The 24,265-nt window shown below is 72.0% G+C and carries 22 protein-coding genes; 2 read left to right on the top strand and 20 right to left on the bottom strand.

Going from position 1 to position 24,265, the window contains the following annotated elements; genetic code table 11:
- Positions 1-12 precede the first annotated feature (12 nt).
- From B1H29_RS30240 to fmt, 4 genes are all read right to left on the bottom strand, one after another.
- Positions 13-1,056 carry a sugar-binding transcriptional regulator gene (locus B1H29_RS30240; RefSeq protein ID WP_055415907.1) on the bottom strand — a complete coding sequence of 348 codons (1,044 nt, stop codon included), beginning with the start codon at positions 1,054-1,056 and terminating at the stop codon, positions 13-15.
- A gap of 77 nt (positions 1,057-1,133) precedes the next feature.
- Positions 1,134-1,820, bottom strand: coding sequence for a ribulose-phosphate 3-epimerase (gene rpe, locus B1H29_RS30235; protein ID WP_055415908.1), 687 nt, complete (start codon positions 1,818-1,820; stop codon positions 1,134-1,136).
- Between the two features lie 174 nt (positions 1,821-1,994).
- Positions 1,995-3,422 carry an RsmB/NOP family class I SAM-dependent RNA methyltransferase gene (locus B1H29_RS30230; protein WP_055415909.1) on the bottom strand — a complete coding sequence of 476 codons (1,428 nt, stop codon included), beginning with the start codon at positions 3,420-3,422 and terminating at the stop codon, positions 1,995-1,997.
- 80 nt (positions 3,423-3,502) lie between these two features.
- On the bottom strand, positions 3,503-4,435 hold the full coding sequence (gene fmt / locus B1H29_RS30225) for a methionyl-tRNA formyltransferase (protein WP_055415910.1): 933 nt from the start codon (positions 4,433-4,435) through the stop codon (positions 3,503-3,505).
- 334 nt (positions 4,436-4,769) lie between these two features.
- On the opposite strand from fmt, the gene B1H29_RS30220 reads away from it, so the two are divergent.
- Positions 4,770-5,324 (top strand): hypothetical protein, encoded by a 555-nt coding sequence (locus B1H29_RS30220; RefSeq protein WP_055415911.1) that lies wholly within the window; start codon positions 4,770-4,772, stop codon positions 5,322-5,324.
- A 109-nt stretch (positions 5,325-5,433) separates the two neighbouring features.
- On the opposite strand, the gene B1H29_RS30215 is transcribed toward B1H29_RS30220, so the two are convergent.
- The 14 genes from B1H29_RS30215 to pyrR form a co-directional block, all read right to left on the bottom strand.
- Positions 5,434-7,584, bottom strand: a complete 2,151-nt coding sequence (locus B1H29_RS30215) for a primosomal protein N' (RefSeq protein WP_055415912.1) — start codon at positions 7,582-7,584, stop codon at positions 5,434-5,436.
- 153 nt (positions 7,585-7,737) lie between these two features.
- Positions 7,738-8,946, bottom strand: coding sequence for a methionine adenosyltransferase (metK, locus tag B1H29_RS30210; protein ID WP_055415913.1), 1,209 nt, complete (start codon positions 8,944-8,946; stop codon positions 7,738-7,740).
- A gap of 274 nt (positions 8,947-9,220) precedes the next feature.
- Positions 9,221-10,423 carry a bifunctional phosphopantothenoylcysteine decarboxylase/phosphopantothenate--cysteine ligase CoaBC gene (coaBC, locus tag B1H29_RS30205; RefSeq protein ID WP_055415914.1) on the bottom strand — a complete coding sequence of 401 codons (1,203 nt, stop codon included), beginning with the start codon at positions 10,421-10,423 and terminating at the stop codon, positions 9,221-9,223.
- Between the two features lie 114 nt (positions 10,424-10,537).
- Positions 10,538-10,810 carry a DNA-directed RNA polymerase subunit omega gene (gene rpoZ / locus B1H29_RS30200; protein ID WP_003977348.1) on the bottom strand — a complete coding sequence of 91 codons (273 nt, stop codon included), beginning with the start codon at positions 10,808-10,810 and terminating at the stop codon, positions 10,538-10,540.
- A gap of 80 nt (positions 10,811-10,890) precedes the next feature.
- A complete protein-coding gene (gmk, locus tag B1H29_RS30195; protein ID WP_055415915.1) occupies positions 10,891-11,484 on the bottom strand; it encodes a guanylate kinase in 594 nt (197 codons plus the stop codon).
- Positions 11,485-11,521: 37 nt separating this feature from the next.
- Positions 11,522-11,845 (bottom strand): integration host factor, encoded by a 324-nt coding sequence (locus B1H29_RS30190; RefSeq protein ID WP_030420865.1) that lies wholly within the window; start codon positions 11,843-11,845, stop codon positions 11,522-11,524.
- Positions 11,846-12,068: 223 nt separating this feature from the next.
- Positions 12,069-12,917, bottom strand: a complete 849-nt coding sequence (pyrF, locus tag B1H29_RS30185; RefSeq protein ID WP_055415916.1) for an orotidine-5'-phosphate decarboxylase — start codon at positions 12,915-12,917, stop codon at positions 12,069-12,071.
- Positions 12,914-14,020: a quinone-dependent dihydroorotate dehydrogenase gene (locus tag B1H29_RS30180; protein ID WP_055415917.1), complete on the bottom strand. Its 1,107-nt coding sequence runs from the start codon at positions 14,018-14,020 to the stop codon at positions 12,914-12,916. The genes pyrF and B1H29_RS30180 overlap by 4 nt, the downstream gene beginning before the upstream one ends.
- Positions 14,021-14,118: 98 nt before the next feature.
- Positions 14,119-17,427 (bottom strand): carbamoyl-phosphate synthase large subunit, encoded by a 3,309-nt coding sequence (gene carB, locus B1H29_RS30175; protein ID WP_055415918.1) that lies wholly within the window; start codon positions 17,425-17,427, stop codon positions 14,119-14,121.
- Positions 17,420-18,592 (bottom strand): glutamine-hydrolyzing carbamoyl-phosphate synthase small subunit, encoded by a 1,173-nt coding sequence (carA, locus tag B1H29_RS30170; protein ID WP_055415919.1) that lies wholly within the window; start codon positions 18,590-18,592, stop codon positions 17,420-17,422. Before carA ends, carB begins: the two co-directional genes overlap by 8 nt.
- Positions 18,589-19,164: a hypothetical protein gene (locus B1H29_RS30165; RefSeq protein ID WP_055415920.1), complete on the bottom strand. Its 576-nt coding sequence runs from the start codon at positions 19,162-19,164 to the stop codon at positions 18,589-18,591. Before B1H29_RS30165 ends, carA begins: the two co-directional genes overlap by 4 nt.
- Positions 19,161-20,447 carry a dihydroorotase gene (locus B1H29_RS30160; protein WP_055415921.1) on the bottom strand — a complete coding sequence of 429 codons (1,287 nt, stop codon included), beginning with the start codon at positions 20,445-20,447 and terminating at the stop codon, positions 19,161-19,163. The genes B1H29_RS30165 and B1H29_RS30160 overlap by 4 nt, the downstream gene beginning before the upstream one ends.
- Positions 20,448-20,452: 5 nt before the next feature.
- Entirely contained in the window at positions 20,453-21,433 is a 981-nt protein-coding gene (locus B1H29_RS30155) for an aspartate carbamoyltransferase catalytic subunit (protein WP_055415922.1), read from the bottom strand.
- A gap of 114 nt (positions 21,434-21,547) precedes the next feature.
- The gene (gene pyrR / locus B1H29_RS30150) at positions 21,548-22,183 is read right to left on the bottom strand and encodes a bifunctional pyr operon transcriptional regulator/uracil phosphoribosyltransferase PyrR (protein WP_055415923.1); all 636 of its coding nucleotides are present in this window, start codon (positions 22,181-22,183) and stop codon (positions 21,548-21,550) included.
- Between the two features lie 297 nt (positions 22,184-22,480).
- Here pyrR and bldD point away from each other — a divergent pair, with 297 nt between their 5' ends.
- Positions 22,481-22,984 (top strand): transcriptional regulator BldD, encoded by a 504-nt coding sequence (bldD, locus tag B1H29_RS30145; RefSeq protein WP_055415924.1) that lies wholly within the window; start codon positions 22,481-22,483, stop codon positions 22,982-22,984.
- A 211-nt stretch (positions 22,985-23,195) separates the two neighbouring features.
- Here the strand turns inward: bldD and nusB are convergent, their stop codons facing one another.
- Together nusB and efp are read right to left on the bottom strand one after the other, a co-directional pair.
- Positions 23,196-23,630: a transcription antitermination factor NusB gene (nusB, locus tag B1H29_RS30140; protein ID WP_055415925.1), complete on the bottom strand. Its 435-nt coding sequence runs from the start codon at positions 23,628-23,630 to the stop codon at positions 23,196-23,198.
- A gap of 2 nt (positions 23,631-23,632) precedes the next feature.
- Positions 23,633-24,199: an elongation factor P gene (efp, locus tag B1H29_RS30135; RefSeq protein WP_055415926.1), complete on the bottom strand. Its 567-nt coding sequence runs from the start codon at positions 24,197-24,199 to the stop codon at positions 23,633-23,635.
- Positions 24,200-24,265 lie beyond the last annotated feature (66 nt).

The following is a 24,265-nucleotide window of genomic DNA, read 5'->3' as shown; positions in this document are numbered from 1 at the left end:
CCTGACCGGTCGTCAGACCCCGTCGGGATCCGTCCGGTTGAGCGTCGACTTGGGCGCCGAGCCCGACGTCATCAGGTAGTCCGCGGCCGACGTGTCCGTGACCAGGCTGGTGACGAGACCGGAGCGCAGCACCGCGTCGATGGCCCCCGCCTTGCGCTGCCCGCCCGCGATCGCCACGACCTCGGGGATGCGGCGGAGCTGGTCCGCCTTGACCGTGATGCACCGCTCCCCCAGGTCCCGCCCGACCCGGCGCCCCTCGGCGTCGAAGAGGTGCGCGGACATCTCGGCGGCGACACCGAGCGAGGCGTAGTGCGCGCGCTCCTCGTCGCTGAGCATGTCGTGCACCGTCGAGATGCCCGGCTCCCAGGAACCGATGGAGACGCAGGCGACCGTGACCTTGTCGAAGTACTCGAAGGCCCGGGCGATCCCGGTCTGGTGGCGCAGCGCCTGCGCGGTGGCCGCGTCCGGCAGCAGCATCGGCGCGTAGATGGGGTGGGCGTCACCGCCCGACACCTGGGCGGCGCGGCGCACGGCCTCCACCGAGCCGCGCTCGGCGGTCCCGGCGTCGTACACGCCCGTCAACTGCACCACCGTGCACGGCGGCAGCTTGTCGAGCGCCGCGGCCATGTGGATGGTGGAGCGGCCCCAGGCCAGGCCCAGCACATCCCCCTCGTTGACCAGCTCACCGAGCAGGTCGGCGGCCACCTCTCCCAGGTTCTCCGGGTCGGGCGTCTCCTCGGCGTCGGCCGGGGACTCCACCACGACGGCGTGCCGGAGGCCGTAGCGGGCCCGCAGGGCGTCCGAACGCTCGGCGTCCAGCTCGGCCGGCACCCGGATCTCGATTCGTACAAGGTCTCTCTCGAGGGCGGTCTCGAGAACCCTGGCCACCTTGAAGCGGCTGACGCCGAACTCCTCCGCGATCTGGATCTTGGACTTGCCCTCGAGGTAGAAGCGGCGGGCCATGGCCGCCGCCTGGACCAGCTCAGCGGGTCCCATCCGCATGGCTGAACGGCCCGCCGACATACCCGACACGGCGATCTCCTCACTGCTGTTCACACTCTGGATACGCCGTTCATCCTTGCAGATTCGGCGCACTTGATCAGCCCTGATGAGAGCCGTTCACTTTCTGTTCCTCAGTGGTCGCACGCCCAAGACGCCTTGGCGGTCGCCGCCTCGGCCTGCGTGCGCAATGCACGTACCGCCTCGGCCGGGTCGGACGCCCCGTACACGGCGGAACCCGCGACGAAGACGTCGGCGCCGGCGTCGGCGCACTGCTCGATCGTCGATGCCGACACCCCGCCGTCGACCTGGAGCCACAACTCCAGACCGTGCTTTTTGATCAGCTCACGGGTGCGCCGGATCTTCGGGAGCATGATGTCGAGGAACGCCTGCCCGCCGAAGCCCGGTTCAACCGTCATGATCAGCAGCATGTCGAGTTCGGGCAGCAGATCCTCGTACGGCTCGATCGGCGTCGCGGGCCGCAGCGCCATGGACGCGCGGGCGCCCTTGGCCCGGATCTCCCGGGCCAGCCGCACCGGCGCGGCGGCCGCCTCCACGTGGAAGGTGACGGAACCGGCCCCCGCCTCCACGTACTGCGGCGCCCACCGGTCCGGGGCCTCGATCATCAGGTGGCAGTCCAGCGGGGTGTCCGTCGCCCTGGCCAGGGACTCCACGACCGGCACGCCGAGCGTGAGGTTCGGGACGAAGTGATTGTCCATGACGTCGACGTGGAGCCAGTCGGCTCCCCCGACCGCCTTGGCCTCGTCCGCGAGGCGGGCGAAGTCGGCGGACAGGATGCTGGGGTTGATCTGCGCGGCCATGCCCCAAGACTGCCATGCTCGGCGGGGGCGGGGGGCGGCGGTCCCGGGGTACGCGGTTGTTTCGCGGGTGCGGGCGGGACATGGCTGGTCGCGCGGTTCCCCGCGCCCCTTGGAGCGCGTCCCGGCGGGCGGGCGGAACCAGGGGGCCGCCGCGCCCGCCGACGTGAGGCGCGGTTACGCGGTGCGGCGGATCAGGGCGAGGTACATCGCGTCGGTGCCGTGCAGATGGGGCCAGAGCTGGATGTCCGGGCCGTCGCCGAGGTGCGGTACACCGGGGAGCAGGGGGCGGGCGTCGAGCAGTTCCGTGTCGGGGAACTGCTTGAGGACGTCCGCGACGACGGCGCGGGTCTCGGCGAGGTGGGGCGAGCAGGTCGCGTAGCCGACGACGCCGCCGGTCCGTACCGCCTCCAGGGCGCCGCGCAGCAGCCCGCGCTGGAGCGGGGCGAAGCCGTCCAGGTCCTCCGGGCGGCGCCGCCAGCGTGCCTCGGGGCGGCGGCGCAGTGCGCCCAGCCCGGTGCACGGCACGTCGACCAGGACGCGGTCGAAGCTGCCGGGCCGCCACGCCGGGCGGGTACCGTCGGCCGCGATCACCTGGTACGGCCCCGGGTTCCCGTCCAGTGCCCTGGCCACAAGACCGGCCCGGTGCGGCTGCTTCTCGGAGGCGAGCAGGAAGGCACCGCGCTCGGCGGCCAGCGCCCCGAGCATCGCGGCCTTGCCGCCCGGCCCGGCACACCCGTCCAGCCAGCGCCGGTCCGGTCCGTCCAGGGGCGCGTTCGCCAGCGCGAGGGCGACGAGCTGGCTGCCCTCGTCCTGCACGCCGGCCCGGTTCTCCCGGACGGCCTCGACGGCTCCGGGCTCGCCTCCCTCGCTCAGCCGCACGGCGTACGGCGACCAGCGCCCCGGCACGGCGGCCTCCTCGCCCAGCAGCTCGTCGGCCGTGGCGCGCCCGGGGCGGGCGACCAGGGTGACCTCGGGCCGCTCGTTGTCCGCGGCGAGCAGTTCCTCGATGCCGGCCCGGCCGCCGCCGAGCGAGTCCCACAGCGCGGAGACGACCCAGCGCGGGTGCGAGTGCACGACGGCGAGGTGGTCCTCGGGGTCCTCGTCGTAGGGCGGGGCGACCCGCTCCAGCCATCCGTCGAGATCGTCCCGTGCGACCTTGCGCAGCACGGCGTTGACGAACTTGGCCCGCCCGTCGCCGAGCACGACCCGCGCCAGCTCCACGGAGGCGGACACGGCCGCATGGGTGGGAATCCGCGTCCCGAGCAGTTGGTGGACACCGAGGCTGAGCACGTCCAGCACCGGCGGATCGACCTCCCGCAGCGGCCGGTCGACGCAGTCGGCGATGATCGCGTCGTAGGTCCCCTGCCGGCGCAGCGTCCCGTACACCAGCTCGGTCGCCAGGGCGGCGTCCCGGGCGTCGAACTTCTCGGGCCCCTCCTTCTCCCGCGCCTTGCGCAGCAACGGGGGCAGGACGAGGTTGGCGTAGGCGTCCCGCTCGTCCACGGCCCTGAGCGCCTCGAAGGCGAGGACGCGGACGGGGTCCTTCTGAGGCCTGCGGTACGGCTTGCCGGGCTTGCGGGGACGACGAGGCTGCTCGCTCACGAAAAAGGTGCTCCGGGTGTGGGGTGAAGTGCGCTCACCAGCGTACGTCGGGCCGGCGAACGGTGATACGGAGGCGGTGGTCAGCCGCCCAGCAGCTCGCCCTCGGCGATCCGCGCGCCACGCGCCCAGTCGGCGGCCCGCATCGGCTTTTTGCCCTGGGCCTGCACCCACAGCAGCTCGACGGCGTGCGAGCCGGTACCGACGTGCACGTTGTTCTTGCCGGCGGCGAGCCGCCCCGGGGGGAGGTCCGTCCGGTCGGGCGCGGGCACGGCCTGCACGAGCTTGAGCCGCTCGCCCCGGAAGGTGGTCCAGGCCCCCGGGGCCGGGGTGCAGCCGCGGACCACCCGGTCGACGCGCAGCGCCGGGGCGGCCCAGTCGACCCGGGCGTCCTCGACGGTGATCTTCGGGGCGAGGGTGACACCGTCGGCGGGCTGCGGCACGGCCTTCAGGCTGCCGTCCTCGATGCCGTCCATGGTGGCGGCGAGCAGCCCGGAGCCGGCGAAGGCGAGCCGGGTCAGCAGGTCACCGCTGGTGTCGGTGGGCCGGACGGTCTCGGTGACCGTCCCGTAGACGGGGCCGGAGTCGAGGCCCTCCTCGATCAGGAAGGTGGACGCCCCGGTGATCTCGTCGCCCGCCATCAGCGCGTGCTGCACGGGAGCGGCGCCGCGCCAGGCGGGCAGCAGCGAGAAGTGCAGGTTGACCCAGCCATGGGCGGGCACGTCCAGCGCGACGCGGGGCAGCAGGGCGCCGTAGGCGACGACGGGGCAGCAGTCGGGCGCGATCTCGCGCAGCCGCTCCAGGAAGTCCGGGTCGCGCGGCTTCGCGGGCCTGAGCACCTCGATCCCGGCCTCTTCCGCGCGCTCGGCCACGGGAGAGGCGACCAGCCGGCGCCCGCGCCCGGCCGGAGCGTCGGGCCGCGTGACGACGGCGGCCACCTCGTGGCGCCCGGAGGCGATCAGGGCGTCCAGGGCGGGAACGGCGACCTCGGGGGTACCGGCGAAGACGAGCTTCATGGGTGGGACGGGCCTCTCGGGCGGGGGTGGTTGCGGGCGACGCACCAGTCTACGAGCCCGGACGCGGCGGAAGGCCTCCGACGGCTCGGCACCCGGGGCGGTGGGCGCCCGCCCGCCCTCCGGCCGGCCGCGGGTGGTGCGCCGGTGGTCCACGGACGGGAGGGGAGCCCGAGGCCGAAGAGCGAGGCGCACAGCACCGCGGGCGGCGCACGCATATGCCGCCACGCCCCCACCCCGTGACCCGCGGAGCGCCCACGCGTTGGTCAAGGAAGAGTTGACCCCGGGCCGCCCGCGCGGCCCGATTCCTTTCAACGCCGGTTCGAGAGGCTTGTTCATGGCCGACCACGCAACCCACGACGCCCAGGCTCGGGCCAGCCTGCACTTGCTGGTGCGGGACATCGAGCGGGTCCGCCGGCAGGTGGACGCGCTGCGCACCCTCACCGCCCAGCTCGGCAACGTCTACCGCCCGCGCCGCTCCGGTCCCTCCACGGGCTTCGTCGTCTACGGACGCGCCCCCGCCCCGACGGTCCGTCTCGCCCAGGAACTCCGGGACAGTGTCGAGACCCTGGTCACGGCCGCCGTGGACTTCGACCGTTCGCTCGGTTTCTCGTGGGACGCGGTGGGCTCCGCGCTCGGCGTCACCAAGCAGGCGGTACACCGCCGCTACGGCTCCCGCCGCGCCGCGGCCCAGGCGGCCCCCACCATCACCGAGGCCCCCGAGCACGCACCGGAACCGGCGGGCGCCCACCCGGTCAACTCGGGCTCCGGCCTCCCCGCCGTGCCCACGGTCCCGGCCGCCCGTTCCATGCCGACCCAGCCGACGGCGGGCAGTCAGGCCCTGCGCGACGACGTCCGGCCGACCGCCTTTCCCGGCCCGCGCAACGGCTGAGCCGCTACGCCCGAGTCGCTGCGGCCCAAGCCCGCCGTCCTCCCGGTCCACAGGAGGACGGCGGGCTCCTGTGTGCGGGCCTCGGCCGGTCACACCTGCGCGCACGTCCTCACCCGATGTCGGGCGGATCGATCCGCACCCACACCGCCGCCTCGCTCCCCCGCGCCATCCGTGCCGCCTGAGCGGCCTTCAGCGCCCCGGCCAGCGCCGCCCCGCGCCCCGGCGGCACCCGCACCAGCGCCCGCTCCCAGTGCTCCCCGGGAGGCGGCGCACCCACCCGCCGCGGCCGCCCCGCGGCCGTGACCGGCAGCGGCACCGGGCCCAGCACCTCGGCCTCACGGGGCAGTTCGACGGCGCCCAGGAAGCCCGCCACCGCTTCGGCCGGCCCCGCCACGGCCGCCATCCGCGACACCGGCGGAAAGCCCAGCTCGGCCCGCTCGGCCAGTTCCCGCACCGCGTGGCCGACGGGGTCCCAGCGCACCAGCGCCTGCACCGGCCGCAGGGTCGGCTCGGCCACCGCCACGACGGTGCCCCCGGCGCTCTGCGGGCGCACCAGGGCGGCGGCGGCCAGCCAGCGCCGCAGCGCGTCCTCGCCGGCGCGCAGGTCGGGCCGCCCGAGCATCGCCCAGCCGTCGAGCAGCAGGGCCGCCGCGTAGCCGCCTTCGGCGACGGGCTCGGCACCCGGGGTGCTCACCACCAGCGCGGGCGTCTCCGGCACGGTGTCCAGCACCTGCTCCCGCCCCGAGGTGCGCACCGGCACCGCCGGGAACGCCCGCCCCAGTTCCTCGGCGGTGCGGCGCGCCCCCACGACCTGGGCGCGCAACCGGAACGCCCCGCACTCAGGGCAGTGCCACCCGCCCTCCTCGCGCCCGCACCAACTGCACCGCAGCGCGGCACCGGACTCCTGCCCCTCCAGCGGCCCCGAGCAGTGCCGGCACCGCGCGGGCGTCCGGCACGCGGCGCACGCCATCCGCGGCACGTAACCCCGCCGGGGCACCTGCACGAGCACCGGTCCCCGCCGCAGCCCGTCCCTGACGGCCTGCCAGGCGAGGGTCGGCAGCCGAGCGGCGCGGGCGGCCTCGTCCCGGGCCAGGTCCTGGTCCCCCACGGTCCGCACCAGCGGGGCGGCGGCCCGCACCTGCTCCCGCGCGGCGACCAGCGGCCGTGCCCAGCCGGTCTCCACGAGCTGGGCGGCCTCCACGGTGCAGCTCCAGCCGCCCAGGAGGAAGGCACACCTGTCCTGGGCGGCGCGCAGCAGCAGCACCTCGCGCGCGTGCGGCTGCGGGGCGTGCGGCTCGCTGTGGCTGTCGTCGCCGTCGTCCCAGAGGGCGACCAGCCCGAGGTCCCGGACCGGCGCGAACATGGCGGCGCGGGTCCCGATGACGGCCCGTACGGACCCCCGGCGCACCGCGAGCCACTGCGCGTACCGCTTCTCGGGCCCGGCGTCGGCGGTGAGCACTGCGTGCCGTCCCGCGCCCAGCAGGGCGGTCAGCGCGGCGTCGGCGCGTGCGACGGCCCGCCCGTCGGGGAGTACGACGACCGCGCCGCGGCCTGAGGCCAGGGTCGCCGCGACGGCCCGGGCCAGTTCCTCGGCCCACTGCGGGCCGGGCAGCGCGTTCCACACCGCGCGCGGCGCACCCCCCGAGGCGAGGGCCGCGACGAACGCGGCCCCCTGCTCGTACCGCGCCCAGGGCCCCGGCTCCGGCACCGGCGGCGGGGGCAGCGGATCGGGTGACGCGCGCTTCTCGGCGCGCGCGTTGCGCGGCGGTACGGCGAGCTGCAGCACATCGGCGAGGCTGCCCGCGTACCGGTCGGCGACCGCCCGTGTGAGTCCGAGCAGTCCCTCGTCCAGCACCCGCTCGGGCGAGACGACCTGGGCCAGCGCGGCGAGGGGACCCGAGTAGTCGGACTCGGCGAGCCGCTCGATCAGGAACCCGTCGACGAGCCCCCCGCCCTCGCGCCGCCCGTCCCGCACCCGGTGCCGCCCCGCGCCGAACCGCACCCGCACCCGCACTCCGGGCCGGGCGTCCGCGTCCAGCTCCTCGGGCACGGCGTAGTCGAAGTACCGGTCGAGGTGGAGCACGCCCTTGTCGACGAGGACCCGGGCGACGGGCAGCTCCTTGGCGAGCGCGGCTCCGCGCCAGGTCCGCGGTTTGGCCCGCGGCGTCTTCGCCCGGCGCACGCTCTCCCGGATGAGCGCGAGCTGCTCGGGCGGCGCGTCCTGCGCGCCACCACCCGCCGGTTCGTTCTCGCTGCTCACGCCTGCATTCCTACCAAAGACCACTGACAACCGACGGCGCCCGGGCTCGCACCCCCGCGCCGCGTACCCGCCCGCGGACACGCCGAGGCCCGGCGCCCCCCACCGGGGACACCGGGCCTCGCGACGTACCAGTCGGGCGGGGCGCTCGGGCTCTTACAGCCCCGCCGCCTGCCGCAGGGCGTCCACGCGGTCCGTGCGCTCCCAGGTGAAGTCGGGCAGCTCACGGCCGAAGTGGCCGTACGCCGCGGTCTGGGCGTAGATCGGGCGGAGCAGGTCGAGGTCGCGGATGATGGCGGCCGGACGGAGGTCGAAGACCTGGTCGATCGCCTTCTCGATCTTCTCCGTGTCGACCTTGGCGGTGCCGAAGGTCTCCACGAAGAGGCCGACCGGTTCGGCCTTGCCGATGGCGTAGGCGACCTGGACCTCGCAGCGGGCGGCGAGGCCCGCGGCGACGACGTTCTTGGCGACCCAGCGCATCGCGTACGCGGCGGAGCGGTCGACCTTGGACGGGTCCTTGCCGGAGAAGGCGCCACCGCCGTGACGGGCCATACCGCCGTACGTGTCGATGATGATCTTGCGGCCGGTGAGGCCTGCGTCGCCCATCGGGCCGCCGATCTCGAAGCGGCCGGTCGGGTTGACCAGGAGGCGGTAGTTCTCCGTGTCCAGCTTGATGCCGTCCTCGAGCAGCGCCTTGAGCTCCGGCTCGACGACGAATTCCTTGATGTCCGGAGCCAGCAGGGACTCCAGGTCGATGTCGCTCGCGTGCTGGGAGGAGACGACGACCGTGTCGAGGCGGACGGCCTTGTCGCCGTCGTACTCGATGGTGACCTGCGTCTTGCCGTCCGGGCGCAGGTACGGGATGGTCCCGTTCTTGCGGACCTCCGACAGGCGCTTGGACAGACGGTGCGCCAGGAAGACCGGGAGCGGCATCAGGGTCGGCGTCTCGTCGGACGCGTAGCCGAACATCAGGCCCTGGTCGCCCGCACCCTGCCGGTCCAGCTCGTCCTCGTCGCCCTCCACCCGGGTCTCGTAGGCCGTGTCGACGCCCTGCGCGATGTCCGGGGACTGGGCGCCGATCGAGACCGAGACACCGCAGGAGGCGCCGTCGAAGCCCTTCTTCGAGGAGTCGTACCCGATCTCCAGGATCTTGCCGCGGACCAGCGTGGCGATGTCCGCGTAGGCCTTGGTCGTGACCTCGCCGGCCACGTGCACCAGACCGGTGGTGATCAGGGTTTCGACGGCGACCCGGGAGGTCGGGTCCTCACGCAGTAGCGCGTCGAGAATCGTGTCGCTGATCTGGTCAGCGATCTTGTCGGGGTGACCTTCGGTCACGGACTCCGAGGTGAACAGGCGACGGGACACAACGCTCCCTGGGGTTGCAGCGGCTGCTGGCTGATCATTGGTGGACGGCACGGGGAGCTGCACCCGGCGACGTCCGAGAACAGTTTATCGGTCGCGCTCCGCCACGGGCCCACCCTCCCCCACTCACGGCTGCGCTCGAGCGGGGCCCCCACCGCTTTTCGGAAGGGCTGTGACCTGCGGCACGGGCATTCTGCCCGGAACGGAGCGCCCTTGGCCAGGGCCGCCACGCTCGAATGCGGCGGGGTTCGCGGGCCGGATGGAGTGAATGAGTCATTCAGCCGAGCCGTTCCGCCACAAGGTCCCACACGGTTTCGGCCAGGGCTTCCTTGGGGCCGTGCGCCACCGGGGTCTCGCTGCCGTCGGCACCGAGGACCACGGCCTCGTTCTCCTCGGAGCCGAAGGTCTTGCGCTCCCCCACCTCGTTGACCACGAGGAGGTCGCAGCCCTTGCGCTTCAGCTTGGCCCGGCCGTTGGCCAGGACGTCGTCGGTCTCGGCGGCGAAGCCGACGACCACCTGTCCGGAGCGGGGCCGGTCCGCGGCGATCTCCGCGAGGATGTCGGGGTTGCGCACCAGGGCGATCGGCGCGGGTTCCTGGTCGCCCTTCTTCTTGATCTTCCCTGCGGCGTACGCCGCGGGGCGGAAGTCCGCGACCGCCGCGGCCATGACGACGGCGTCGGCGTCCGCCGCGGCGCGCAGCATCGCCTCGCGCAGTTCCACGGCCGTGCCCACCGGAACCACGTCCACGCCGGCCGGGTCCGGCAGCGACGCGTTCGCCGCGACCAGCGTGACGCGGGCGCCCCGGGCGGCGGCGGTGCGGGCGAGGGCGTAGCCCTGCTTGCCGGACGAGCGGTTGCCGAGGAAGCGGACCGGGTCGAGGGGCTCCCGGGTGCCGCCCGCGCTGACGACGACGTGCCGTCCCGCGAGATCCGGCTCGGCCACGCCGCGGGCGAGCACCCGGCGGCAGACCTCGAAGATCTCGCCCGGGTCGGGCAGCCGGCCCTTGCCGGTGTCGACGCCGGTGAGGCGGCCGACGGCCGGCTCGATGACCACGGCCCCTCGGCGGCGCAGCGTCGCCACGTTCTCCCGGGTGGCCGGGTGCTCCCACATCTCGGTGTGCATGGCGGGCGCGAAGACGACCGGGCAGCGAACCGTGAGCAGTGTGTTGGTGAGGAGGTCGTCGGCGAGGCCGTGGGCCGCCTTGGCGAGCATGTCGGCGGTGGCCGGGGCGACGACGACCAGGTCGGCGTGCTGGCCGATGCGCACGTGCGGGACCTGGTGGACGTCGTCCCACACCTCGGTCGAGACGGGATTGCCGGACAGGGCGGACCAGGTGGCGGCGCCGACGAAGTGCAGCGCGGAGGCGGTGGGGACGACCCGGACCTCGTGCCCCGACTCGGTGAATCTGCGCAGCAGCTCACAGGCCTTGTAGGCGGCGATGCCGCCGCTGACCCCCAGAACGACCTTGGGCTTGTCCACCGTCTCTCCCCGACTCGGATATCGCGTACGACCCATCACACACCACAGGCCCGGCAGTCGGACTGCCGGGCCTGTGGAAAAGTCAGCTTCTAGCTGAAAATACTACCGCCGGTGTTACTGCGCCGGACCCTCGATGGCCTCGGAGGTCAGCAGCCCCGCGTTGATCTCGCGCAGGGCGATCGAGAGCGGCTTCTCGTGGACGTGGGTGTCGACGAGCGGACCGACGTACTCGAGGAGACCCTCGCCGAGCTGCGAGTAGTACGCGTTGATCTGGCGGGCCCGCTTGGCCGCGTAGATCACGAGGCTGTACTTCGAGTCCGTGGCCTCGAGGAGCTCGTCGATCGGCGGGTTGATGATGCCCTCGGGCGCGGAGATGGAAGAGGACACGCTCTACCTTCCGATGGATGGGAAAGATTCAGCCGGGCGATCGGCCGGCCGATCGGTGGGGATCAGCGGACCAGTGACGATCACACGACGTTCGTCAAGGCTAGCAGCTCGCGCGCCACGTCCTCGACGGAGGTGTTGACCAGGGTCTGGTCGAACTCCGGCTCGGCCGCCAGCTCGATCCTGGCCGCGGCGAGGCGGCGCTCGATCACTTCCGGCGGCTCGGTGCCCCGGCCGGTGAGCCTGCGCACCAGCTCGTCCCAGGAGGGCGGGGCCAGGAACACCAGTTGGGCCTCGGGCATGGACTCGCGGACCTGCCGCGCGCCCTGGAGGTCGATCTCCAGGAGCACCGGCTCACCGGCCTCCAGGCGCTCCAGTACGGCCGCGCGCGGCGTGCCGTAGCGGTTGCCGGCGAACTCGGCGCACTCCAGCAGCTCGCCGTTGGCGATCAGCTTGTCCATCTCCTCGTCGGTGACGAAGAAGTAGTGGACACCGTGCCGCTCGCCGGGGCGGGGCCTGCGGGTCGTCGCCGAGACCGACAGCCATACCTCGGGGTGTTCCTTGCGCATATGGGCGACGACCGTGCTCTTGCCGACCCCCGAGGGGCCGGAGAGCACGGTCAGCCGCGGACGTGCGTCCGGGGGTACGGGGGACGTCCCCCGGGGTGTTGCAGCCATGCAGCGATTATTCCAGCAATCCCGGAGTGGTCCGGACTCAGCCGCCGGTGCTGCCGAACTCACGCTCCAGGGAGGCGATCTGGTTGGAACCGAGACCACGCACGCGGCGGCTCTCGGAGATACCCAGTCGCTCCATGATCTGCTTGGCGCGGACCTTGCCCACGCCCGGCAGGGACTCGAGGAGGGCGGAGACCTTCATCTTGCCGATGACGTCGTTCTCCTGGCCCTGCTTGATGACCTCGTGGAGGGAGGCGCCGGAGTGCTTGAGTCGATTCTTGACCTCGGCCCGCTCCCGGCGAGCCGCGGCGGCCTTTTCGAGCGCGGCTGCGCGCTGTTCAGGGGTAAGGGGCGGAAGAGCCACGCCTACGTCACCTCGGATGTCGAACTGTCGGATACGGACCGGTGAGGAACCTAGTCGCCCCACACCTGGGGAGCCACGAGCAACACGCTAGCCCGTTGACTCTCGTCGGAGACTAGCGGTCAAGTCCGCCAGAGTCAGCGAGAACAGCGGAAAAGTCCTGGTCAGCCTCCGTCAGGACGGGCATTTAGGACATACTGCCTCGGATTTGAGGATGTATCCAGGGTCAGGCCGCCGCGAGCGCGGTCCTGATCTCCTGTGCGAAGCGGTCCGCGGCCGTCCGCAACGCGGCCACATCGGGACCGTGACGCAGAACACCCCGGCTGACATTGGGAACGACGTCGCGCACCGCGGTGCCGAAGACCCGCGGCAGATCCGCGGGGGTGGCCCCCTGGGCGCCGATGCCGGGTGCCAGGAGCGGGCCGTTGATGCCCAGGTCGTACGACGACAGGTCCCCCAGGGTGGCGCCGACCACCGCGCCGAAGGAACCGAGGGGGTCCTCCCCCGCGTTCTCGGCGGCCAGGTGCGCCAGCACCGTCGCCGCGACGCTCCGCCCGTCGGCCCGGACTGCGTGCTGGACCTCGCCGCCCTCCGGGTTGGAGGTCAGCGCCAGCACGAACAGGCCCGCGCCGCTCTCGCGGGCCATGTCGACGGCCGGCTTCAGGGACCCGTAGCCGAGGTACGGCGACACGGTCAGCGCGTCCGAGAACAGCGGGGCGCCCTCGCTCAGGAAGGACTCGGCGTACGCGGCCATGGTCGAGCCGATGTCGCCGCGCTTGGCGTCCATCACGACCAGGGCGCCCGCCGCCCGTGCCTCCTCGACCGACTTCTCCAGAACGGCCACGCCGCGCGAACCGAAGCGCTCGAAGAAGGCGCTCTGCGGCTTCAGCACGGCGACACGGTCGGCGACCGCCTCCACGACGGTGCGGCTGAAGCGCTCCAGGCCGGCCACGTCGTCGTTCAGACCCCACTCGGCGAGCAGGGAGGCGTGCGGGTCCACACCGACGCACAGCGGGCCGCGCTCGTCCATCGCGCGGCGCAGGCGCGCGCCGAAGGGCTCGGTCGTACCGGTCATCGGGGCTTCCTCACATCGGCGCCGACCGCGTCGGCGAGGGTGGCGTACGGGCTCTGCCGCAGGCGCGCGGCGAGCCCCTTGTGGAGATCGCGAGCGTAGAACGGCCCCTCGTAGATGAACGCGCTGTAGCCCTGGACCAGCGTGGCCCCGGCCAGGATGCGCTCCCAGGCGTCCTCGGCGGTCTCCACGCCGCCGACGCCCACCAGGGTGATCCGGTCGCCCACGCGCGCGTAGAGGCGGCGCAGCACCTCCAGGGAGCGCGCCTTGAGGGGTGCGCCGGACAGACCGCCGGTCTCCCGGACCAGGACGGGCGAGGACGTCAACCCGAGTCCCTCGCGCGCGATGGTGGTGTTGGTGGCGATGATCCCGTCCAGGCCCAGCTCCACGGCCAGGTCGGCGACCGCGTCGACGTCCTCGTCGGCGAGGTCGGGCGCGATCTTGACCAGGAGCGGCACGCGCCGCGCGGTGACCGCGCGGTCGGCGGCCTCGCGGACGGCGCTCAGGAGCGGACGCAGGTGGTCCACCGCCTGGAGGTCGCGCAGCCCGGGCGTGTTCGGGGAGGAGACGTTGACGACGAGGTAGTCGGCGTGGGGAGCGAGCCGCTCGGCGGACTTCACGTAGTCGCCGACGGCCTCCTCCTCCGGTACGACCTTCGTCTTGCCGATGTTGACGCCGACGACGGTCCGGAAGACGGGCGTGCGGGAGGCCAGGCGGGCGGCGACGGCCAGTGAGCCGTCGTTGTTGAAGCCCATGCGGTTGATCAGGGCCCGGTCGTCCACCAGCCGGAACAGCCGCTTTTTGGGGTTGCCGGGCTGCGGCTCCCCGGTGACCGTGCCGATCTCCACGTGGTCGAAGCCGAGCATCGCCATGCCGTCGATGGCGACCGCGTTCTTGTCGAAGCCGGCGGCGAGTCCGAAGGGGCCGTGCATGCGCAGCCCGAAGGCCTCCGTGCGCAGCTCCCGGTAACGGGGCGCGAGCGCGGCGGCGACGAAGGTGCGCAGCACGGGGATGCGGGCGGCGCGCCGGATCCAGCGGGAGGCCAGGTGGTGGGCCTGCTCCGGATCCATGCGGGAGAAGAAGAGCTTGAAGAAGGTCTGGTACATGGTGTCCTCGTGAAGCCACGGAGAGGGCTCATCGGAAAGGCTCGTGGGCAGGGCTCAAGAAGAGGGGGACACCGTTTCCGGTGTCCCCCTCGGGGCTGCTAGTCGCGGGCCGCGATCAGGAACTCGGCGTGTTCCTGGAGCGAGCGCACTCCCACGTCGCCGTGGTTGAGGGCGTCGATGCCCTGGACCGCCGCGGCGAGCGCCTGGACCGTCGTCAGGCAGGGCACGGAGCGGGCCACCGCCGCCGTACGGATGTCGTAGCCGTCGAGGCGGCCGCCGGTGCCGTACGGGGTGTTGACGATGAGGTCGACGCCGCCGTCGTGGATGAGCTGGACGATGGTCTTCTCGCCGTTCGGTCCGGTGCCCTCGGACTGCTTGCGCACGACCGTGGCGTTGATGCCGTTGCGCCTGAGGACCTCGGCGGTGCCGGAGGTGGCGAGCAGCTCGAAGCCGTGGGCGACCAGCTCGCGGGCCGGGAAGATCATCGAGCGCTTGTCGCGGTTGGCGACCGAGATGAACGCCCGTCCCCTGGTGGGCAGCGGGCCGTAGGCGCCGGCCTGCGACTTGGCGTACGCCGTGCCGAAGACCGAGTCGATGCCCATGACCTCGCCGGTGGAGCGCATCTCCGGGCCGAGGACCGTGTCGACGCCGCGGCCGTGGATGTCCCGGAAGCGGGACCACGGCATCACGGCCTCCTTGACGGAGATCGGCGCGTCCAGCGGCAGCTCGCCGCCGTCGCCGGTGGCCGGGAGCAGGCCCTCGGCGCGCAGCTCGGCGATGGTCGCGCCGAGCGAGATGCGGGCGGCGGCCTTGGCCAGCGGCACCGCGGTCGCCTTGGAGGTGAAGGGGACGGTGCGCGAGGCGCGCGGGTTGGCCTCCAGGACGTAGAGGATGTCCCCGGCCAGCGCGAACTGGATGTTGATCAGTCCGCGCACACCGACGCCCTTGGCGATGCCCTCGGTGGAGGCGCGCAGCCGCTTGATGTCGAAGCCGCCGAGCGTGATCGGGGGCAGGGCGCACGCCGAGTCGCCGGAGTGGATGCCGGCCTCCTCGATGTGCTCCATGACGCCGCCGAGGTACAGCTCCTGGCCGTCGTAGAGCGCGTCGACGTCGATCTCGATCGCGTCGTCCAGGAACCGGTCGACCAGGACCGGCCGGGACGGGCTGATCTCGGTCGACTCGGCGATGTACGCCTCCAGGCGGGTCTCGTCGTAGACGATCTCCATGCCGCGTCCGCCCAGGACGTAGGAGGGCCGCACGAGGACCGGGTAGCCGATCTCGTCGGCGATCGCCTTGGCCCCGGCGAAGGTGGTGGCGGTGCCGTGCTTGGGGGCGGGCAGGCCGGCCTCCGCCAGGACCCGGCCGAAGGCGCCCCGGTCCTCGGCGGCGTGGATGGCCTCGGGCGGGGTGCCGACGACCGGCACGCCGTTGTCCTTGAGCGCCTGCGACAGGCCCAGCGGGGTCTGGCCGCCGAGCTGGACGATCACGCCCGCGATCGGGCCGGCCTGCTGCTCCGCGTGGACGACCTCGAGCACGTCCTCCAGCGTGAGCGGCTCGAAGTACAGCCGGTCGGAGGTGTCGTAGTCGGTGGAGACGGTCTCCGGGTTGCAGTTGACCATCACGGTCTCGTACCCGGCGTCGCTCAGCGCGAAGGAGGCGTGGACGCAGGAGTAGTCGAACTCGATGCCCTGGCCGATGCGGTTCGGGCCGGAGCCCAGAATGATGACGGCCGGCTTCTCGCGTCGCGCGACCTCCGTCTCCTCGTCGTAGGAGGAGTAGAAGTAGGGCGTCTTCGCGGCGAACTCGGCGGCGCAGGTGTCGACCGTCTTGTAGACCGGGCGGACGCCGAGCGCGTGCCTCACCTCGCGGACGACGTCCTCGCGCAGGCCGCGGATCTCGCCGATCTGCTGGTCGGAGAAGCCATGCCGCTTGGCCTCGGCGAGCAGGCCGGCGGTCAGCTCCGGCGCCTCGGCCAGCTCGTCGGCGATCTCCTTGATCAGGAAGAGCTGGTCGACGAACCAGGGGTCGATCTTCGTGTACGCGAAGACCTCCTCGGGCGTGGCGCCCGCGCGGATGGCCCGCATGACGGTGTTGATCCGGCCGTCGGTCGGGCGGACGGCCTCCTCCAGGAGAGCCGCCTTGTCGCCGGGCTCGCCGACGAACGTGAACTGGCTGCCCTTCTTCTCCAGCGAGCGCAGCGCCTTCTGGAAGGCCTCGGTGAAGTTGCGGCCGATGGCCATGGCCTCGCCGACCGACTTCATGGTGGTGGTCAGGGTGGAGTCCGCGCTCGGGAACTTCTCGAAGGCGAACCGCGGGGCCTTGACGACCACGTAGTCGAGGGTCGGCTCGAAGGAGGCCGGGGTCTCCCGCGTGATGTCGTTCGGGATCTCGTCCAGCGTGTAACCGACGGCGAGCTTGGCCGCGATCTTCGCGATCGGGAAGCCGGTCGCCTTGGAGGCGAGCGCCGAGGACCGCGACACGCGCGGGTTCATCTCGATGACGATCACGCGACCGTCCACGGGGTTCACCGCGAACTGGATGTTGCAGCCGCCGGTGTCGACGCCGACCTCGCGGATGATCGCGATGCCGACGTCGCGCAGCACCTGGTACTCGCGGTCGGTCAGGGTCATCGCGGGGGCCACGGTGATGGAGTCGCCGGTGTGGACGCCCATGGGGTCGAAGTTCTCGATGGAGCAGACGACCACGACGTTGTCGTGCTTGTCGCGCATCAGCTCCAGCTCGTACTCCTTCCAGCCGAGGATGGACTCCTCCAGGAGCACCTCGGTGGTCGGCGAGAGGGTGAGGCCCTGTCCGGCGATGCGGCGCAGCTCCTCCTCGTCGTGGGCGAAGCCGGAGCCGGCGCCGCCCATGGTGAAGGAGGGACGGACGACGACCGGGTAGCCGCCCAGCTCCTCGACGCCCTTGAGGACGTCGTCCATGGAGTGGCAGATGTAGGACCGGGCCGACTCGCCGTGGCCGATCTTCTTGCGGACCTCCTCCACGACCTCCTTGAACAGGTCGCGGTCCTCGCCCTTGTTGATCGCCTCGACATTGGCGCCGATCAGCTCGACGCCGTACTTCTCCAGGACGCCGTTACCGTGCAGCGAGATGGCGGTGTTGAGCGCGGTCTGACCGCCCAGGGTGGGCAGCAGCGCGTCGGGGCGCTCCTTGGCGATGATCTTCTCGACGAACTCGGGGGTGATCGGCTCGACGTAGGTGGCGTCGGCGATCTCCGGGTCGGTCATGATCGTCGCCGGGTTGGAGTTCACCAGGACGACGCGCAGGCCCTCGGCCTTGAGGACGCGGCACGCCTGGGTACCGGAGTAGTCGAACTCGGCGGCCTGGCCGATGACGATCGGGCCGGAGCCGATGACCAGGACGGACTGGATATCGGTGCGCTTAGGCACGCTGGCCCTCCATCAGGACTGTGCTCATCAAAGACGTGAAGCGATCGAACAGGTAGGCGGCGTCGTGCGGGCCCGCTGCCGCTTCGGGGTGGTACTGGACGCTGAAGGCCGGCCTGTCGAGGAGCTGGAGGCCCTCCACCACGTTGTCGTTGAGGCAGACGTGGGAGACCTCGGCGCGCCCGTAGGGGGTGTCGGAGACCGTGTCGAGCGGGGCGTCGACGGCGAAGCCGTGGTTGTGCGCGGTGACCTCGACCTTGCCGGTCGTACGGTCCTGCACCGGCTGGTTGATGCCGCGGTGGCCGTACTTCAGCTTGTACGTGCCGAAGCCGAGCGCACGGCCCAGGATCTGGTTGCCGAAACAGATGCCGAACAGCGGGGTGCCGCGCTCCAGGACCGCCTGCATCAGGGCGACCGGGTGGTCGGCGGTGGACGGGTCGCCGGGACCGTTGGAGAAGAACACACCGTCGGGGTCGACGGCGTAGACGTCGTCGACGCTCGCGGTCGCCGGCAGCACGTGCACCTCGATGCCGCGCTCGGCCATGCGGTGCGGGGTCATGCCCTTGATGCCGAGGTCGACGGCGGCGACGGTGAACCTCTTCTCGCCGATCGCCGGGACCACGTAGGCCTCGGTGGTGGCGACCTCGGCGGAGAGGTCGGCGCCGGTCATCTCGGGGGCTTCCCGGACGCTGGCCAGCAGCGCGGCGTCGTCCTGGATCGCATCCCCGCTGAAGACGCCGACGCGCATGGCGCCCCGCTCGCGCAGGTGGCGGGTGAGGGCGCGGGTGTCGATGCCGGAGATGCCGACGACGCCCTGGGCGGCCAGCTCCTCGTCCAGCGTGCGGGCCGAGCGCCAGCTCGAGGGGACGCGCGCGGGGTCACGCACGACGTAGCCGGAGACCCAGATCTTCTTGGACTCCATGTCCTCGTCGTTGACGCCGGTGTTGCCCACGTGGGGGGCGGTCATCACGACCACCTGGCGGTGGTACGACGGGTCGGTGAGGGTCTCCTGGTAGCCGGTCATGCCGGTGGAGAACACGGCTTCGCCGAAGGTGGCCCCCACGGCCCCGTAGGCGCGGCCGCGGAAGATCCGGCCGTCCTCCAGGACGAGTACGGCGGGAGACGCCTCTTTCCTCTTCGAGGCAGTCCCCGGCTTGGAGGTCGTCATCGTGCGCCTTCCGTTTCCGTCTTGTCGATCATGTCGTTCAGGGTTTCGACCCACTCGTTGTGCTCGGCCGCGTGGTCGGAGCGGAAGCCGGAGTCGATCAGCTTGTCGCCGTGCTCCCAGGTGACGACCAGCAGGCCGCCCTCGGTGAGGACCTTCCCGGCGATGCCCTTGTCGAGGCGGGCCTCGCGCAGTGCGGCGACGGGGACGAAGAAGTCGTTCGCGCCGGGGCGTACGACGTCCAGTCCCGCCTCCGTCAGGGTGAGCTCGACCCGGCTGCGGGTGCCCAGGCCGTGCGCCACGATGCGGTCCAGCCACTGACCGGCGGTGGTGGAGCCGTGGTAGCGGCCGCTCATCGACAACACGGTCAGTCTCGCCGCACCGGGCGAGTCCGGCGCGGTGGGCAGGTCGGGCAGGTCACCCTGGAGGGTGCTGCGCCACTTCCAGCCCTCGCGCATCAGCCAGTAGACGAGCGCGACGAACAGGCCCAGGCCGACGACCCAGCCGAGGCGGGCGGCCCAGTCGGTCACTTCCGCCGATTCCTTCTCGGCGGCCAGCAGGATTACAGGTGTCACGTGAGCTTCCCGTCGACGAGCGTGGCCTTGCCCCGCAGCCACGTGTGCGTCACACGGCCCGGCAGCTCGCGGCCCTCGTACGGGGTGTTGCGGCTGCGCGAGGCGAAGCCCGCGGGGTCCACCTGGCCACGGTATGCCGTGTCGACGAGGGTGAGGTTGGCGGGCTCACCAGCCGAGACGGGACGGCCGTGCCCGGTGGCCCGTCCGATCTGCGCGGGCTTGAAGGACATGCGGTCGGCGACGCCGGCCCAGTCCAGCAGGCCCGTGTCCACCATGGTCTCCTGGACCACCGACAGCGCGGTCTCCAGACCCACCATGCCCATGGCGGCGGCGGCCCACTCGCAGTCCTTGTCCTCGTGGGGGTGCGGGGCGTGGTCGGTGGCGACGATGTCGATCGTGCCGTCGGCGAGCGCCTCGCGCAGGGCCGTGACGTCACGCTCGGTGCGCAGCGGCGGGTTGACCTTGTAGACCGGGTTGTAGGAGCGGACCAGTTCGTCGGTGAGGAGCAGGTGGTGCGGGGTGACCTCGGCGGTGACGTCGATGCCGCGGGACTTGGCCCAGCGGACGATCTCGACGCTGCCGGCGGTCGACAGGTGGCAGATGTGGACGCGGGAGCCGACGTGCTCGGCGAGCAGCACGTCCCGGGCGATGACCGACTCCTCGGCGACGGCGGGCCAGCCGCCGAGGCCCAGCTCGGCGGAGACGACGCCCTCGTTCATCTGGGCGCCCTCGGTCAGCCGGGGCTCCTGGGCGTGCTGGGCGACGACGCCGTCGAAGGCCTTCACGTACTCCAGGGCGCGCCGCATGATCACGGCGTCGTGGACGCACTTGCCGTCGTCGGAGAAGACGGTGACGCCCGCCGCGGACTCGTGCATGGCGCCCAGCTCGGCGAGCTTGCTGCCCTCCAGGCCGACCGTGACCGCGCCGATGGGCTGCACGTCGCAGTAGCCGGACTCCTTGCCGAGCCGCCAGACCTGCTCGACGACGCCGGCGGTGTCGGCGACCGGGAAGGTGTTGGCCATGGCGAAGACGTTGGTGTAGCCACCGCTCGCCGCGGCGCGGGTGCCGGTGAGGACCGTCTCGGAGTCCTCGCGGCCGGGCTCGCGCAGGTGGGTGTGCAGGTCGACCAGGCCGGGCAGCAGCACCTTGCCGCCGGCCTCGACGACCTGGGCGCCCTCGGCGCTCAGCCCGGTACCCACCTCTGCGACGGTCCCGCCGTCGATCAGCACGTCCTGCGGCTCGCCGCCGAGCACCTTCGCACCACGGATCAGGGTCTTGCTCATCTGTCTTACTTCTCCTCGGTGGGGCGGGCGTGGGCGACGGCGGGTTCGTTGCCGCCGAGCAGCAGGTACAGGACCGCCATCCGGATGGAGACGCCGTTGGTGACCTGCTCGACGACGGTGCAGCGGTCGGAGTCGGCGACCTCGGCGGTGATCTCCATACCGCGGACCATCGGGCCGGGGTGCATCACGATGGCGTGGCCGGGCATCTTCGCCATGCGGTCGCCGTCGAGGCCGTAACGGCGGGAGTACTCGCGCTCGGTCGGGAAGAACGCGGCGTTCATGCGCTCGCGCTGGACGCGCAGCAGCATCACCGCGTCGGACTTGGACAGCGTCGAGTCGAGGTCGTAGGAGACCTCGCAGGGCCAGGTCTCGACGCCGACCGGCAGCAGGGTGGGCGGGGCGACGAGGGTGACCTCGGCGCCGAGGGTGTGCAGCAGGTCGACGTTGGAGCGGGCGACCCGGCTGTGCAGGATGTCGCCGACGAGTGTGATCCGGCGTCCGTCCAGGTCCTTGCCGAGCCCGGCGTCGCGGCCGACCAGGCGGCGCCGCATGGTGAAGGCGTCCAGCAGGGCCTGGGTGGGGTGCTGGTGGGTGCCGTCCCCGGCGTTGACCACGGCGGCGTCGATCCAGCCGGAGGTGGCCAGGCGGTACGGGGCGCCGGAGGCGCTGTGCCGGATGACGACGGCGTCGACGCCCATGGCCTCCAGCGTCTGGGCGGTGTCCTTGAGGGACTCGCCCTTGGAGACGCTCGACCCCTTGGCGGTGAAGTTGATGACGTCCGCGGACAGGCGCTTCTCGGCGGCCTCGAAGGAGATCCGGGTACGGGTGGAGTCCTCGAAGAAGAGGTTGACGACGGTACGGCCGCGCAGGGTCGGCAGTTTCTTGATCGGCCGGTCGGCGACCCGGGCCATCTCCTCGGCGGTGTCGAGGATCAGGACGGCGTCGTCGCGGGTGAGGTCGGCGGCCGAGATGAGATGACGCTGCATCTGTCAGGCTCCGTAAGGCGATTCATGCGGAAGAGCGGGATAATTCGGGCGGCCGGGCACGCGCGCGGGCGTACCGAGCGGGCATACGGCACGACTGGACGCGTACGCGAGGTGCTAAGGGTGGGCGCCCGGGGTGGCCGGCTTGGCGCCCAGCAGCACGGTGTCGCGACCGTCCTCCTCGGCGAGCTGGACCTTGACCGTCTCCCGCAGCGACGTCGGGAGGTTCTTGCCGACGTAGTCGGCACGGATGGGCAGTTCGCGGTGGCCGCGGTCGACGAGGACGGCGAGCTGCACCGCGCGCGGGCGGCCGATGTCGTTCAGCGCGTCGAGGGCGGCGCGGATGGTGCGGCCGGAGAAGAGCACGTCGTCGACGAGGACGACCAGGCGGCCGTCGATGCCGTCACCCGGGATCTCGGTGCGGGCCAGCGCACGCGGCGGGTGCATGCGCAGGTCGTCGCGGTACATGGTGATGTCGAGCGAGCCGACCGGCATCTTGCGCTCGGTGATCTGCTCGAGCTTGTCGGCGAGCCGCCGGGCGAGGAAGACGCCCCGGGTCGGGATACCGAGGAGCACCACGTCGTCGGCGCCCTTGGCGCGTTCGACGATCTCGTGGGCGATGCGCGTCAGGACCCGCGCGATGTCGGGCCCTTCGAGTACGGGCCGCGCTTCGTGCCGCGCGTCCTGCGGAGCGTCCGGTCGCGCGTCGTGCCGCGGGTCCGGCCGCTGATCCTGCCTGTCCTGCTTGTCCATAGGAAACGGACCTCCTTCTCCGCCTCACGGGACGGACCTTAAAGGACGTCGGATATGCGCCACCTACGGTATCAGGCTCACAGAGACGCCCCGCTGGCCCCCCGGACACTCCCCCGTCACCCTTTTGCCGCACCCACGCCACCCGTTCGGCGTAACGAAGGACGGATACCACGGAAGAGTCGGTGCGGACCATTCGGCTTGACGCAGGAGAGTAACGCTGCGTAACCTCACAGTGAGTTACCAGCCGCGCGGTACGCAACACAGCAGGCCGCGTCGACACCTTGTCCGGGGAGCCATATGTCCAGCGAATACGCCAAACAGCTCGGGGCCAAGCTCCGGGCCATCCGCACCCAGCAGGGCCTTTCCCTCCACGGTGTCGAGGAGAAGTCCCAGGGCCGCTGGAAGGCCGTCGTGGTCGGTTCGTACGAGCGCGGCGACCGCGCCGTGACCGTGCAGCGCCTCGCCGAGCTGGCGGACTTCTACGGCGTTCCCGTGCAGGAGCTGCTCCCGGGCACCACCCCGGGCGGTGCCGCCGAGCCGCCGCCGAAGCTGGTCCTGGACCTGGAGCGGCTGGCCACGGTGCCGGCCGAGAAGGCGGGCCCGCTCCAGCGCTACGCCGCCACGATCCAGTCGCAGCGCGGTGACTACAACGGCAAGGTGCTCTCGATCCGCCAGGACGACCTGCGCACACTCGCCGTCATCTACGACCAGTCGCCCTCGGTCCTGACCGAGCAGCTCATCAGTTGGGGTGTCCTGGACGCGGACGCGCGTCGCGCGGTGGCGTCCCACGAGGACCTCTGAGCCGCAGCCGCCTCAGCAGAAACGTGCCGCCGGGGTGGCCGGAACCAAGCGGTTCCGGCCACCCCGGCGGCTTCTTTCGTCCCTCGGCCACGTACTTCGGGCCGTGTGTCCCGGGCCGCGGGCGATACGGGGACATGCCGGAGGGCCCGCAGCGCGCCTGCTGCGGGCCCTCCGGCGTGGTGGGTCTCTCCCCGGGGCCTGCGGGCCCCGCTCAGCTCTCGTCGCGGCGCAGCGAGGGCTTGAGGTCCTTCAGCCGGCCGAGCAGGCCGTTGACGAACGCGGGCGACTCGTCCGTGGAGAACTCCTTCGCCAGTTGCACCATCTCGTCCAGGACGACGGCGTCCGGGGTCGCGTCGACCCAGATCAGCTCGTACGCGCCCAGACGCAGGATGTTGCGGTCGACGACCGGCATGCGGTCGAGCGTCCAGCCGACCGAGTACTGGGCGATGAGCTCGTCGATGCGCTTGGCGCGCTCGGCGTAGCCCTCGACCAGCTCCATCGTGTACTCGCTCACCGGCGGCTGCCGGGTGTCGGACCGGGCGTGCCGGACCCAGTCGGCGAGGACCGTCAGGACGTCGGCGCCGCGCTGATCGCCCTCGAAGAGGATCTGGAAGGCGCGCTTGCGGGCCGTGTTGCGGGCAGCCACGGTTAGCTGTTCACCCGGCCGAGGTAGTCGCTCGAGCGGGTGTCGACCTTGATCTTCTCACCGGTGGTGATGAAGAGCGGGACGTTGATCTGGTGACCGGTCTCCAGGATGGCGGGCTTGGTGCCGCCGGTGGAGCGGTCGCCCTGGACGCCCGGCTCGGTCTCCTGGATGGTCAGCTCGACGGCGGCGGGCAGCTCGACGAAGAGCACCTCGCCCTCGTGCTGCGCGACGGTGGCGGTGAAGCCCTCCACCAGGAAGTTGGCGGCGTCGCCGACGGCCTTGCGGTCGACGTGCAACTGGTCGTAGGTCTCCATGTCCATGAAGACGAAGTAGTCGCCGTCCATGTACGAGAACTGCATGTCACGCTTGTCGACAGTGGCCGTCTCGACCTTGACGCCGGCGTTGAAGGTCTTGTCGACGACCTTGCCGGAAAGCACGTTCTTGAGCTTGGTGCGCACGAAGGCGGGGCCCTTGCCGGGCTTGACGTGCTGGAACTCGACGACGGACCAGAGCTGGCCGCCTTCGAGCTTGAGCACCATGCCGTTCTTGAGGTCGTTCGTGGAAGCCACGGTTGCGGAATCTCCTGGACTGGACTGACGTGGACGACCCCGGTGCGGCAGGCGCACAGCGCGAAG

This window comes from Streptomyces pactum, assembly GCF_002005225.1.
Lineage (GTDB): Bacteria > Actinomycetota > Actinomycetes > Streptomycetales > Streptomycetaceae > Streptomyces > Streptomyces pactum_A.
The sequence above is the reverse complement of the archived record's forward strand: the minus strand, read 5'-3'. Positions and strand labels throughout refer to the sequence as shown.